Origin of the sequence: Pseudomonas sp. NBRC 111133, assembly GCF_001320605.1 — a bacterium.
GTDB lineage: Bacteria > Pseudomonadota > Gammaproteobacteria > Pseudomonadales > Pseudomonadaceae > Aquipseudomonas > Aquipseudomonas monteilii.
Window position 1 is genome coordinate 16,031 of the sequence record NZ_BCBJ01000037.1, and the last position, 13,242, is coordinate 29,272.

Here is a 13,242-nt window from a genome sequence, read left to right on the forward strand (position 1 = left end):
AACAACACTAAGCCATAGCGGGCACCTGCGCAAAGGTAATTGGATCCATTCTTGCCAATCTGCCTGAAAATACAGGGAAAGTCCCTGCCCTGAAAAACCATGACGCACACTTCTTGCGCCACCCAGGCACGGCGCTGGCTATCCTTGGCCCAGCCGCAGGAAGCGGCCCTTTCCAGCGACAACGGAGCGTCCATGTCCCTAGCCCTCGTCCATAGCCGCGCCCAGGTGGGTGTGCAGGCACCGGCAGTCAGCGTTGAAACCCACTTGGCCAATGGCCTGCCCCATCTCACCCTGGTCGGTTTGCCGGAAACCACCGTCAAGGAAAGCAAGGACCGGGTGCGCAGCGCCATCGTCAACTCCGGGCTGAACTACCCGCAGCGGCGCATTACCCAGAACCTTGCCCCTGCCGACCTGCCCAAGGATGGCGGGCGTTACGACCTGGCCATTGCCTTGGGCATACTGGCTGCCGACGGCCAGGTGCCGGTTGCCACCCTCGCCGAAGTCGAATGCCTGGGCGAACTGGCGCTGTCGGGCAAGTTGCGCCCGGTGCAGGGCGTGCTACCCGCGGCACTGGCGGCGCGAGAGGCAGGCCGGGCGCTGGTGGTACCACGGGAAAATGCCGAGGAAGCCAGCCTGGCGGGTGGACTGCTTGTGTATGCAGTGGGGCACCTGCTGGAGCTGGTCGCCCACCTGAATGGCCAGGTGCCGCTGCCACCGTACGCTGCCAATGGCCTGATCCTGCATCAACGCCCCTACCCGGACCTGAGCGAAGTGCAGGGCCAACTGGCAGCCAAACGGGCTTTGCTACTGGCAGCGGCCGGTGCACATAACCTGTTGTTCACAGGCCCCCCGGGCACCGGCAAGACCTTGCTCGCCAGCCGCCTGCCCGGGCTGCTGCCGCCGCTGGACGAGCACGAGGCGCTGGAAGTAGCGGCCATTCAGTCGGTCAGCGGGCATGCACCGCTGAATAGCTGGCCACAACGGCCGTTTCGCCACCCTCATCACTCCGCCTCCGGCCCGGCACTGGTCGGAGGCAGCAGCCGACCGCAACCGGGCGAAATCACCCTGGCCCACCATGGCGTGCTGTTTCTGGATGAGCTGCCAGAGTTCGAACGGCGTGTGCTGGAAGTGCTGCGCGAGCCGCTGGAATCGGGCGAAATCGTGATTGCCCGGGCCCGCGACAAGGTGCGCTTCCCGGCACGCTTTCAGCTGGTGGCTGCCATGAACCCCTGCCCTTGCGGCTACCTGGGCGACCCCACAGGCCGCTGCCGGTGCAGCACCGAGCAGATCGCACGGTACCGCAACAAGCTGTCCGGGCCGCTGCTGGACCGTATCGACCTGCACCTGACCGTGGCCCGCGAAAGCACCACCCTGAACAACCAGCCCTGCGGCGAGACCAGTGCCGATGTGGCCGTCAGGGTGGCTGAAGCACGGGAACTGCAGCACCGGCGCCAAGGGTGCGCGAATGCGTTTCTCAACCTCGAGGGGTTGCGCCGCCACTGTGAGTTGACTCCAGCAGACCAGGCCTGGCTGGAGGGTGCCTGTGAGCGATTGACCTTATCGTTGCGGGCGGCACACCGCTTGTTGAAGGTGGCACGAACGTTGGCAGACCTGGAGGGTTGCGAGGCGATTGGCCGGGCTCATCTAGCCGAGGCCCTGCAGTACCGGCCGGGGAGCAGTTAGATTGCCGGGGCTTTTTTGCCCCGGCAGAAATACCCGGAAACCGAATACGCCCCAGGCCCAGTCAACGCCAACCCGCCGTAAAGTGCCACCAGCAACCAGGCAAACTGCCCCTGCTCTAGCGTCCAGTCCGGGTGCACCACCACCAGCGCCACCAGCAACACTGCCAGCACCGGCAGGCAAGCCAGGCGCGCGGCAACACCCAAAAGCAGCAACAGTGGGCAAACCACCTCGGCAAAAACCGCCAGCCCCAAGGTCAGCGGTGCGCCCAACCCGAATGGGTCTTCTATGCGCTGCAATTCACCGCTCCAGTCCAGCAGCTTGGGGAGCCCATGGATAAACAGTAATAGCAAGGCGGCCATTATCCGCATGAAGAGCAGGCCGGTGGCGCTCAGGCTTGGGGATTGGGGGTCAAGGAAGGTTTTCAGGCGGGGCATGGCAAGGGGCTCGCTAAACGATTACCACGGGAGCATTGCCCGAATCCCCGGTGATTGATTGCGCAAGTGTGCTGAGATGGATGTTAAGGCTACTGGCCTCTTCGCGGGCGAGCCCGCGAAAGGGCCGGCAAAGGCAGCACATCACTGCCCGCCCGCCAATGCCTCTTCAACCACTCTTAGCAGCACCTCTTCAGAAAAAGGCTTGCCCAGGCAGGCCAATGCCCCAAGGCTCATCGCCGCATGCACCGCGTCATCATCCCAATGCGCCGACATGCAGATCACCGGCAACCGCCACTGCTGCCGGGCCAGCTTGCGCTGCACGGCCAGCCCGCTCATTCCGGGCATTTTCAGGTCGAGCAGCACACAGCCCGCCTGCCGCGCCAGCTCCGAACCCAGGAATACATCCCCCGCAGCAAACGCCAAGCTCTCGAACCCGGCCGAACGCAGCAGGTTGGCCAGGCTTTTGCGCACCAAAGCATCGTCATCGACGATGCACACCCATTTGCTCATGCGCCGGCCAGGCCCTCTACCCGCGCCCCGATGATGTTGTGCATGGCCACCAGTTCCACCAGCGAGCGGGACTGCATCTTGTTCATGATGTTTTTCTTGTGCACCTTGGTCGTCACTTCGCTGGTGCCGATCTGCCTGGCGATCTGCTTGTGCGACAGGCCATCGACCACCAGCGAGAACACCTGGCGCTCACGCTGGGTCAGGCGTTGGTACTTTGCCTCGACCTGCCGCGCATGGTGCCATTTGCGCCCATCGACCACAGCCTGGGTGCGCACGGCCTGCAGCAGCGTCAGCAACTGGTCTTCATCAAAAGGCTTGGTCAGGAACTCCACTGCCCCCGCACGCATGGCCTGCACCGTCATCGGGATGGTGCCGAAACCGGTCATGAACACGATCGGCCAAGGCAGCCCCAGCTGGCGGAGGGCGTGCTGCACCTCAAGGCCAGTGGTATCGGGCAGGTGCATATCGAGCAGCAGGCAGGCGCAGGGGGTTTCCAGACGGGCTTCGAACAACGCGTCGGCACTGGCGAACAAATGATGCGGAATACCCTGCAAGCGCAGCAGGCGGCCCAGTGCCGTACGCACCGAGGGGTCATCGTCCACCACCAGCACCGGTACATTCGCACTGTCTTCCAAGGGCCCAAACATGTCGGCACCGGCGCCCTGCGGCAAGTGGCCCGGCGCCTGGCAAGGGACATCAAGGCTTATCTCGGCAGCCAGGCGGTAGCCCCGGCGGGATACGGTCTGAATCAGCCCACGGTCGCCAAAGGCCTTGCGCAGCAAGGACACCTGCACCTGCAGGTTGTTGTCCTCGACCACCGTGCCGGCCCACACCTGGCTGAACAGTTCGTCCTTGCCGACCACCCGGCCCTTGGCCTTGATCAACGTGGCCAACACCTCGAATGCGCGGCCACCCAACAGGATCGGCTTGCCGTCGAGAAACACTTCTCGCCGCTCCAGCGACACTTGGGCATTGCCTATTCGGATCATGGCGTCCTCACGCGGGCATGGGCGTTTACGCAGCCCCGGGCAGGCTAGGACAGCGTACGCGTTCACACAATTATCCCGAGGGATAGGTTGCCCTCAGGACTATACAAAAGCCCGCCTGCCCGCAGGGTGCGATAACGGACAACAGCGTGCCCGTTCCTGCCAGGCAGGCTACAAGCCGCATCCTTACTGGGCCCGCTGCGTATACTCGCGACTCAGGATGTCGCTAGCAGGGGGTGCTTTATGCTCGATGAACGCCTTGCCCACAGGCCCATCGAATACGACCAGTCGGTCGACGAGGGCTGGCTGAACCGGTGCGACATCAGCGCGCTGGGCCAGGAAGGCGAGCTCAGCTACTTTCGCCTGCGCGACCCGGCCACCCATCAGGCCTGGATCGCCGTACGCGCCCCACTTGAGGCCCCCGCCGCCTGTAAGCGCCTGGAAAGAGACTACCGCCTGCAACTGGACCCGCAGTGGGCGGTGATCCCGTCTGCGTTCGTGCGTTCAGCCGAAGGCCCGCTGCTGGTGTACCCGGCTGGCCACTCAGTCGCCGACCTGATCGCCGAAGGCCCGGCAGCCCTAGCGCCATTTCTCGACATCGCGGTAAATGCGGCCAATGCCTTGGCACAGGCTCACGCAGGCAATGTGCTGCATGGCGCGCTACAACCCGAGTACGTGTACCTATACGCCAGCCAGCGAGTGCGCCTAGGCTGTTTTCGCGCCGACCTGGCGGAACTGATTGGCGAACAAGGCGCCCCCCTCGGCAACTGGTCGTACCTGGCACCGGAACAGGTCTGCCCGCACGGCAGCAGCAGCGATCAGCGCAGTGACATCTATGCCCTGGGTGCGATCCTGTACCAGTTGCTGCTGGGTGAACTGCCGCTGGCAGGGCGCGACACTCAGCACTGGCGCCAGCTGCATGCCGGCGTGCAGCCAAGGGCGGCCTGCGAAGTGGACAGCAACGTGCCACAGCCGCTGAGCCGGGTGCTGGCCAAGGCGCTGGCCAAGGAGCCCGACGCCCGCTATCAGAGTGCGCGCGCCCTGGCGGTAGACCTGGCCCACTGCCAGCGGCAATGGGCCGCCAGCAAGACCATTCAGGGCTTCGAGCCAGGCTGCGCCGACCCCGCCACGCCTGGCCGCGAACGCCTGTATGGCCGCTGCGCCGAACAGAAGGCCATCGCCCTGCTGCTCAAGGCCCTGCGCCGCGACAGCAAGCCGCAAGCCCTGTTCATCAACGGCGCCACCGGCATGGGCAAGTCGACTCTGGTCGAGGCAGCACTCAAAGCCAACGCCCAGGGTTACTGGGCCATCGGCAAGTGCAACAGCGTTGCCCAAACCGTGCCCTACGCACCCTGGGTCGACATTCTCGGTGCGCTGACCACCCAGTTGCTGGCCAAGAGCAGCCAGGCCCTCGACAGCCTGCGCCGCGAGATCCTGCGCCGCATCAAAGGCCATGGCCGGCTGCTCGGCAAGCTGGCACCAGACCTGCAACTGATCCTTGGCCCCTTGCCCGCGTTGCCGGCCAAGCCCACGCGCCTGGCACTGCAGAAGGAGCTACGGGCGATCGTCGAGTTCTTGCAGGTGTTCAGCCGCCCCGGTCAGCCGCTGGTGCTGTTCTTCGATGACCTGCAGTGGGCCGACGACGCCAGCCAGCAACTGTTGACGCAACTGCTGGCTCACGCACCCGGCAACCTGCTGTTGATCGTCGCCCGACGCAATGATGCGCCAGCCAGCAGTGCCCCCCTTAGCCTGCCCGCAACGGTGCGCAGCACCACGCTGAACCTGCGGCCTCTGAGTGTGGACGCGGTGTCCGAGCTGATCGGCGAGCGCTACCACATCGGCCCCGAGGACGCATTGCCGGTGGCCGTGCTGGTGCACGACAAGACGGCGGGCAACCCGTTCTTCATCCATCAGATCCTCCGGGCCATGGTCGAGGACCAGCTGTTCACCTTCGACACCCAGGCCATGCGCTGGTCATGGTGCCTGCAGGCCGTGGCCCGCCACCGCTACTCCGACAATGTCGCCGACCTGATGATCCACCGCCTGGCCCGCCTGCCGATGCCGCAGCGCGATCTGCTGCGGGTGGCCAGCGCGGCGGGTAGCCGCTGCGATGAGCGCTTGCTTCAGCAGGTCCTTGCCCAGGCGCCTGGCGAACCGTTGAGAGCCTTGATTGGCGAGGGTTTCCTGCAACAGGGCCAGAACGGCCTGGGCTTTGCCCATGAGCGGGTGATGGAAGCCGCGTACGCGCTCACGCCCATACGCGAACGTACCCAACTGCATGCACGTATTGCCCTGGCCATGCGACAGGCCTGGCCACGCCACCTGCACGAAGCACTGTTCGAGCTCGCCAGCCAGCTGCAACGCGCCAGCCCATGCGGGTTTGCAGCAGATGACTGCGAAGCGTTCCTGCAGCTTTTGCGCGAAGCAGCAACGCGCGCGCGCGACGGTGGCGCTTTCGAGCAGAGCGCAGGCTACCTGCACACCGCCGAGCAGCTGCTGCAGCACGGCGCCACGCTGGAAAGCCGCGCCACACATGGCTTTGCCATCGCCTGCATGGCGACGGAGTGCGACATGCAACTGTCGCGAATGATCGCAGCCGAAGCCCGGATCACCGAATGCCGCCAGCGCGCACGTTCGACGCTGGACCAGGCGCGGGTGTGCCGCCTGCAGGCACTGCTGCATACCTTGCGCGGCGACTATCAGGCGGCCATCGACAGCGCCATATCCGGCCTGGACTTGCTGGGTATAAGCCCGGTACGGGGCATCGACTGGCAACAGGTCGAGGCGAGTCATGCCCATGTGCAGGCCTTGGTCGAACAGAAAGGGCGGCACTGTCTGGAGTCGCTGCAGCGCACCGATTCGGAAGAAGTGACGGTTGCCATCAGCCTGCTGGCCACCCTGTCGTCATCGTTTTTCGTCAAAGACGACATCTGCTTCCTGCACCTGGCCAAGCTCATGGAGCTGTCGCTGCTGCACGGTGCTGCCCCGGGCAGCACTTATGGCATGGCCTGGTACGGGGTGATGATTGCCGAGCGTTTCGGCGCTTACCATGATGGCCACGCCTGCTGCCTGGCCGCACTCAAGCTGATTGAACGGCACGGCTTCGACGCGGACCTGACCAGCGCGCTGCTGGCCCTGGACCAGGTCAGCGCCTGGACCTCGCCCATGGAGTTCACCCGCCGTACCGCGCTGGATGCGGTCGATTCAGGGCGCCTGAGCGGCGACCTGGCGATGAGCTGCTACGCCTGCAACCACCTGGTTTCCGACTCGCTGTTCATGGGCCGTTACCTGCCAGACGTGGTAGAGGAACTGGCGCAAGGCCTGACCACCGTACGTCGCTACGGTTACCGCGACGTCGAGCAGATCCTGCTAGCCCAGCAAGCGTTCGTCACCCGCTTGAGCGGCACGCCCTGCCCAGCCTCGGCCACAGCCTCGAAATCGCCCACGACGCGGTTCTTCCAGTACCTGTTCGCCGGCATGTGCGACTTCTACCTGGGCAATATCCCGCAGGCCATGCGCAACCTGGCACTGGCCGCAGACAACACCTGGGCAGTACCGGCGCACATCAACCTGGCAGACTTTCACCTGTTCCGCGGCCTGGCCCTGGGCAGCCCCGAGGCCGCTGGCAGCATTGCCGACAAGCTGCGCGAGCTGCAGGCCCTGCGCGAGCGCTTCGGCCGCTGGGCCGGTTTCAACCCGGCCACCTTCCGCAACAAGCTGTTGCTGATCGAAGGCGTGATCGCCAAGCTCGAAGGCGACGGCCTGAGTGCCATCCGCTGCTTCGACCAGGCGCAGATCGCAGCCGCCGCTGCCGGCTTCATCCACGAGCAGGCCCTGGCCCATGAACAGCTGGCCGAGGTATGCATCCCCAGCGGCCTGATTTCCGGTGCCAACCTGCACCTGCGCATTGCCCGCGACTGCTTCCATATCTGGGGGGCGACCGGCAAGGTGCATCAGCTGGAGGCGCTGCACCCCTTCTTGCGCACCCAGCCGATCCAGGAGGCCTGCCACACCGACCACCAGGCCAAGCGGGACCTGGAAGCCGGCATAGAAGCGGCGCGCGCGTTGTCCGAAGAAGTGCTGCTCGAAGGGCTGATCGAAACCTTGATGGGCCATTTGACCCAGCATTCAGGTGCTGACCATGGCGCGCTGCTGATCGTCAGCGGTGCCGAATTCCAGATGGCTGCCCTCGCCTACATCGACGATGCCGGGCTGCACGTGAGCATGGACAACTGCCAGAAGTTCATGACCCAAGCACCACTGTCGGTCATCAACGCCACCATGCGCACACGCAAGCCACTGGTGCTCAACGATGCCCAAAGCGACTGTCCCGAAGCCTTTCGCCATGAGCTGCAGGCGCGCAATGCCCGCTCGGTGCTGTGCCTGCCGCTGGTGATCCAGGGCGTGCTGATCGGCCTGGTGTACCTGGAAAACCGCCTGGTGCCCAATCTGTTCGGCAGCCAGCGCCTGGCCATGCTGGAGATCCTCGCCTCGCAGGCGGCGGTGTCGCTGCAAACCGCCAAGTTCTATACGCGCCTGGCCGAAGACAACCAGAGCCGCGCCCAGATAGAGGCCGAGCTGCGCCGCTCTCGTGCAGAGCTGGCCCGCAGTGCGCACCTGCAGGTGATGAACGAGCTGTCGGTGTCCATCGCCCATGAGATCAGCCAGCCGTTGCTGGGGATTGCCTCCAACGCCGCCGCCAGCCTGCGCTGGCTCAAGCGCGCCAAGCCCGACCTGGAAGAAGCGATTGCCGGCCTGGAAGACATCCGCAACGACAGCGAGCGTGCTGCCAACATCGTGCGTGCACTGCGTTCGCTGGCCAAACAATCGCCGGTGCAGCTCAAGGCCGTGAAGCTGGATGAGCTGATCCGTGAGGTCGTGCGTCTGACCTCGGCCGAAGCCGCCAAGGGCACGGTGGACGTGCAGACACGCTTGCAGGCAGGGGTGAGCGTGATGGCCGACCCGGTGCAGTTGCAGCAACTGGTGTTCAACCTGATTACCAATGGGCTGGAGGCGCTGGCGGGGTATCGCGGCGATGGGGTGCTGCGGATTGCTTCGGCGGTCGTCGGGGATGCGGTGGAGATTTGCGTGGACGACAACGGGCCGGGAATTGCGCCTGAAGAACGGGAGCAGGTGTTCGGGGCGTTCTACACCACCAAGAGCGGTGGTATGGGGATGGGGCTGGCGATCTGCAGTTCGGTGGTGCAGGCCCATGGTGGGGAGTTGCAGGCACTGGCATCCGAGCTGGGTGGTTGCCGGATTCGCTTCACTCTGCCTGTGAATCCTTAACAGCCTGTACCGGCCCTTTCGCGGGTAAACCCGCTCCCACAGGGACCCCACAGCCCTCAGGTTACGCACCACTCCTGTGGGAGCGGGTTTACCCGCGAAGAGGCCGGTACAGGTTTACATTAACGCGAGGTCAACGCCGCATAGCTGTTCATCAGGTTGCGGTAGTTGGGAATGCGCTGCGACAGCAGGTTACCCAGCCCTTCGATATCGTTGCGCCAGTCACGGTGCAGCTCACACGCCACCGAAAACCAGTTCATCATTTGCGCGCCCGCCTGGGTCATGCGTACCCACGCTGCCTGTTGCACGGTTTCGTTGAAGGTACCCGAAGCATCGGTCACCACAAACACCTCAAAGCCTTCAGCCAGTGCCGACAAGGTCGGGAATGCCACGCACACATCGGTTACCACGCCAGCAATGATCAGCTGCTTGCGGCCGGTGGCCTTGATTGCCTTGACGAAGTCTTCGTTGTCCCAGGCGTTGATCTGGCCGGGGCGGGCAATGTAGGGCGCATCCGGGAACATTTCTTTCAGCTCGGGCACCAGCGGGCCGTTCGGGCCTTGCTCGAAGCTGGTGGTGAGGATGGTTGGCAGGCCGAAGAACTTGGCCAGGTCACCCAGGGCCAGCACGTTGTTCTTGAACTCGTTGGGCGAGAAGTCCTGCACCAGCGAGATCAGGCCGGTCTGGTGGTCCACCAGCAGGACCACGGCGTCGTCTTTGTTCAAGCGCTTGTAATCAGGTTGGCTCATGGGGTGACTCCTTGGGTTGGGATGACGGGCCGGCACTGTCCGCAAGGGGCTATACCGGTGGATAGATACGGCTTAAGAAATGGCCTGCGCCTGTCGCCAGGCCTTGGGCGGCTGGCCAACCAGGCGGCTGAAGGCGCGGGTGAAATGGGCCTGGTCGCAAAAGCCGCATTCCAGGCTCACATGGGTTATCGGCGCTTCGGTGACGAGCAGACGCTTGGCCTTTTCCATGCGTGCCAGCAGGCGCCAGGCCTGGGGCGAAAGGCCGGTATTGACCTTGAAGGCGCGGGAGAAGTGGCTGCGGGTGAGGTTGCATACGCTGGCGATCTCGATGATCGACAGCGAACTGCGCAGCATCAGTTCCTTGGCCTGGCGCAACCGCGCGGGCGTCAGTGCGCCGGGGGTTTGCAGCGGCGCTTGGGGCATGCCGGGGTGCATGGCGACTCTCCTGTTGAATGCAGAAAGTCTCGCCCCCGGCACATGACAAAGTCCTGAGCCAAACCTGAATTATTCTTAATTGTGCGCGGCGGTATACCGTAAGATGCACGTTGTATTCAGCTACCGAGCGAAGAAGCATGCAGGTAAATGCTCACCGCACCGTGGCCATGGTGCTGTTCAACGATGTGCTCTTGCTGGATGTGACCGGGCCCATGGATGCGTTCGCCATCGCCAACCGTTTTTTGCCGGCAGAGCGGCAATACCGGCTGCTCACCCTGGCCGAAGGGCAAGCAGCGGTGCGCGGCTCCTGTGGTCTGAAAGTGGTGGCCGACCTGCGCCTGGAAGACTTGCCGGACGCCGTCGACCTGTTGCTGGTGCCCGGCGGCCCTGGCGCGTATGACATTGCCTTGCCAGCGCTGGAGCGCTGGTTGCCACGGGCGGTGCACAGCGCCAAGCGCTTTGGTGCCATTTGTACCGGGGTGTTCCTGCTGGGCCGGGCGGGGTTGCTGGACGGCTACCGCTGCACCACCCACTGGAATTACGTGGAGCGCCTGGCGCGGGCATTTCCTCAGGCCAAGGTCGAGACCGAGCAGATCTATGTGATCGACCGCTGCCTGATTACTTCGGGCGGGATCACTGCGGGTATCGACCTGGCGCTGGCGGTGGTGGCCGAGGACCACGGCAAGGCGCTGGCCCTGGAAGTGGCCAAGGTGCTGCTGGTCGCCCGTCATCGCCAAGGCGGGCAGACCCCGTACGGGCCGTTGCTGGCGGCGGTGCCGCGTGATGATTCGCCGATTGCCCGGGTACAGGCGCACATCGTCGACCATATCGAGCAGGCGTTTACCGTGCAGAAGATGGCCGACCTGGTGGCCATGAGCAGCCGTAATTTCGCCCGCACGTTCCAGCGCGAGGTGGGGATAACGCCGTTGCAGTACCTGCAGAATGCGCGGATCGACCGGGCGCGCAAGCTGCTGGAAGGCAGCGACCTGCCGTTGAAGGTGGTGGCGGCGCAGTGCGGGTTTGGCAGTGACCGGCATATGCGCAAGGTGTTCTGCGAGCGGATTGGCATGACGCCGGCGCAGTATCGGGCGCAGTTTGGTGGCGATGGATAGTTAGATCTGCGCTGCCTTCTTCGCGGGCATGCCCGCTCCCACAGAGATAACACAGGCCTGAAGGGTTGTGCCGTACTTGTGGGAGCGGGCGCGCCCGCGAAGAGGCCGACACAGGTTGTCTCATTCTTCGGGACAATCTTTCTCCCTGAAAGCAGATTGTCTACCACCCCCTCATTCCCCAGAATTGTCGGCCAAACTGTTCAAACGCTGCCCCGGCAGCTCATGGAGTACGAGCCAATGCCACACGAAGGCAGCCTTCTGCAAACCGCCGTCATCTTCCTGCTCGCCGCAGTCCTCGCCGTCCCCCTGGCCAAACGGCTGCAGCTAGGCGCCGTACTCGGCTACCTGCTCGCAGGCGTTATCATTGGCCCGCAGGCACTGGGCCTGATCCGCGACACCGAAAGCGTGGCGCACATTTCCGAGCTGGGCGTGGTGCTGCTGCTGTTCATCATCGGCCTGGAACTGTCACCCAAGCGCCTGTGGCTGATGCGCAAATCAGTGTTCGGCGTCGGCACCGCCCAAGTGCTGCTGACCGGCGCGCTGATCGGCGCCATCGCCCTGTTCGGCTTCAGCCAGACACTGCCAGCAGCCATCGTACTTGGCCTGGGCCTGGCGCTGTCTTCCACAGCCCTCGGTCTGCAGAGTCTGGCTGAGAGCAAGCAGCTGAATGCCCCACACGGCCGCCTTGCCTTCGCCATCCTGCTGTTCCAGGACATCGCCGCCATCCCGCTGATTGCCTTGGTTCCATTACTGGCCGCCAGTGGCCCGGACACCAGCCACGGCGACAGCCTGCAACACGGCTTGAAGGTATTCGCCAGCATCGCCGTGGTCATCATCGGCGGCCGCTACCTGCTGCGCCCGGTGTTCCGCACCGTGGCCCGCACCGGCCTGCCCGAAGTGTCCACCGCCACCGCGTTGCTGGTGGTGATCGGCACCGCCTGGCTGATGGAAGAAGCCGGTGTTTCGATGGCTTTGGGGGCGTTCCTCGCCGGCTTGCTGCTGGCCGACTCGGAGTACCGCCACGAGCTGGAATCGCAGATCGAACCGTTCAAGGGCCTGCTGCTGGGGCTGTTCTTCATCAGCGTCGGCATGGGCGCCAACCTGCGCCTGTTGCTGGAAATGCCGCTGGTGCTGCTGGGTTTGACCCTGCTGCTGGTGGCGGTGAAGCTGGTGCTGCTGATTGGCGTCGGCCGCCTGGCCGGTGGCCTGAACAGCGCCAGCGCCCTGCGCTTGGGCATGGTGCTGGCTGCCGGCGGCGAGTTCGCCTTCGTGGTGTTCAAGCTGGGCAAGGACCAGGGGCTGTTCGACACCCAGACTTACGACCTGCTGCTGATGACCATCACCCTGTCCATGGCCATCACCCCACTGCTGATGCTGGGCTGCGCCCGCGCCCTCAAGCGCCCGCAGCCTGTGCGGGAAGTGCCTGAGCAGTACAAGCAGATCCAGACGGATACGCCGCGGGTGGTGATCGTCGGCATGGGCCGCATGGGCCAGATCGTTGCGCGCATCCTGCGGGCACAGAAGATCCCGTTCATCGCCTTGGAAACCTCGGTGGACACCATCGAAATGACCCGCATGTTCGAACAGGTACCGGTGTTCTACGGCGACCCGCTGCGCCCCGAAGTGCTGCATGCGGCCAAGGTGGGTGAGGCGGAGTACTTCATCATCACCATCGATGACCCGGAAGCTGCCATTCATACGGCTGAACGCGTGAAGCGCCTGTACCCGCACCTGAAAGTGCTGGCCCGGGCACGTAACCGCCAGCATGTGCACAAGTTGGTGGATGTGGGTGCAGAGCCGATTCGCGAGATGTTCTACTCCAGCCTGGAGATGACCCGCCGGGCATTGGTAGGGTTGGGCTTGAGCGATGAACAGGCGGCGGACCGGATTGCGCGGTTTACCCAGCATGACGAGGAAGTGCTGGTGGCCCAGGGGCAGGTGCGCGATGACAGGGCCAAGGTGATGCAGACGGCCAAGGAGGCGCGGGTGGAGTTGGAGCGGTTGTTTGATTCGGATGCGGATTGAAGGCCTTTGGCGTACGCCTTGA

At 64.3% G+C, this 13,242-nt stretch carries 9 protein-coding genes; 4 read left to right on the top strand and 5 right to left on the bottom strand.

The genetic code is table 11. From position 1 onward, the window contains the following. Positions 1 to 192 precede the first annotated feature (192 nt). Positions 193 to 1,683 carry a YifB family Mg chelatase-like AAA ATPase gene (locus APH36_RS07885; RefSeq protein ID WP_060498167.1) on the top strand — a complete coding sequence of 497 codons (1,491 nt, stop codon included), beginning with the start codon at positions 193 to 195 and terminating at the stop codon, positions 1,681 to 1,683. Here APH36_RS07885 and APH36_RS07890 read toward each other — a convergent pair. From APH36_RS07890 to APH36_RS07900, 3 genes are all read right to left on the bottom strand, one after another. Next, positions 1,680 to 2,117 carry a DoxX family protein gene (locus APH36_RS07890; protein WP_060498168.1) on the bottom strand — a complete coding sequence of 146 codons (438 nt, stop codon included), beginning with the start codon at positions 2,115 to 2,117 and terminating at the stop codon, positions 1,680 to 1,682. The two genes, APH36_RS07885 and APH36_RS07890, sit on opposite strands and share 4 nt — an antisense overlap. A gap of 141 nt (positions 2,118 to 2,258) precedes the next feature. Further along, positions 2,259 to 2,627 (bottom strand): response regulator transcription factor, encoded by a 369-nt coding sequence (locus APH36_RS07895; RefSeq protein ID WP_156866863.1) that lies wholly within the window; start codon positions 2,625 to 2,627, stop codon positions 2,259 to 2,261. Continuing rightward, the gene (locus APH36_RS07900) at positions 2,624 to 3,616 is read right to left on the bottom strand and encodes a response regulator (protein WP_060498169.1); all 993 of its coding nucleotides are present in this window, start codon (positions 3,614 to 3,616) and stop codon (positions 2,624 to 2,626) included. The genes APH36_RS07895 and APH36_RS07900 overlap by 4 nt, the downstream gene beginning before the upstream one ends. Positions 3,617 to 3,856: 240 nt before the next feature. Between APH36_RS07900 and APH36_RS07905 the strand changes: the two genes are divergently transcribed. Next, positions 3,857 to 8,902: an ATP-binding sensor histidine kinase gene (locus APH36_RS07905; RefSeq protein ID WP_060498170.1), complete on the top strand. Its 5,046-nt coding sequence runs from the start codon at positions 3,857 to 3,859 to the stop codon at positions 8,900 to 8,902. Positions 8,903 to 9,021: 119 nt separating this feature from the next. On the opposite strand, the gene ycaC is transcribed toward APH36_RS07905, so the two are convergent. Further along, positions 9,022 to 9,648 (bottom strand): isochorismate family cysteine hydrolase YcaC, encoded by a 627-nt coding sequence (gene ycaC, locus APH36_RS07910; protein ID WP_060498171.1) that lies wholly within the window; start codon positions 9,646 to 9,648, stop codon positions 9,022 to 9,024. 72 nt (positions 9,649 to 9,720) lie between these two features. Next, a complete protein-coding gene (locus APH36_RS07915; protein WP_060498172.1) occupies positions 9,721 to 10,083 on the bottom strand; it encodes an AraC family transcriptional regulator in 363 nt (120 codons plus the stop codon). A 137-nt stretch (positions 10,084 to 10,220) separates the two neighbouring features. Between APH36_RS07915 and APH36_RS07920 the strand changes: the two genes are divergently transcribed. Both APH36_RS07920 and APH36_RS07925 read left to right on the top strand, forming a co-directional pair. Beyond that, entirely contained in the window at positions 10,221 to 11,195 is a 975-nt protein-coding gene (locus APH36_RS07920; RefSeq protein ID WP_060498173.1) for a GlxA family transcriptional regulator, read from the top strand. Between the two features lie 237 nt (positions 11,196 to 11,432). Then, positions 11,433 to 13,220, top strand: coding sequence for a monovalent cation:proton antiporter-2 (CPA2) family protein (locus APH36_RS07925; RefSeq protein ID WP_060498174.1), 1,788 nt, complete (start codon positions 11,433 to 11,435; stop codon positions 13,218 to 13,220). Positions 13,221 to 13,242 lie beyond the last annotated feature (22 nt).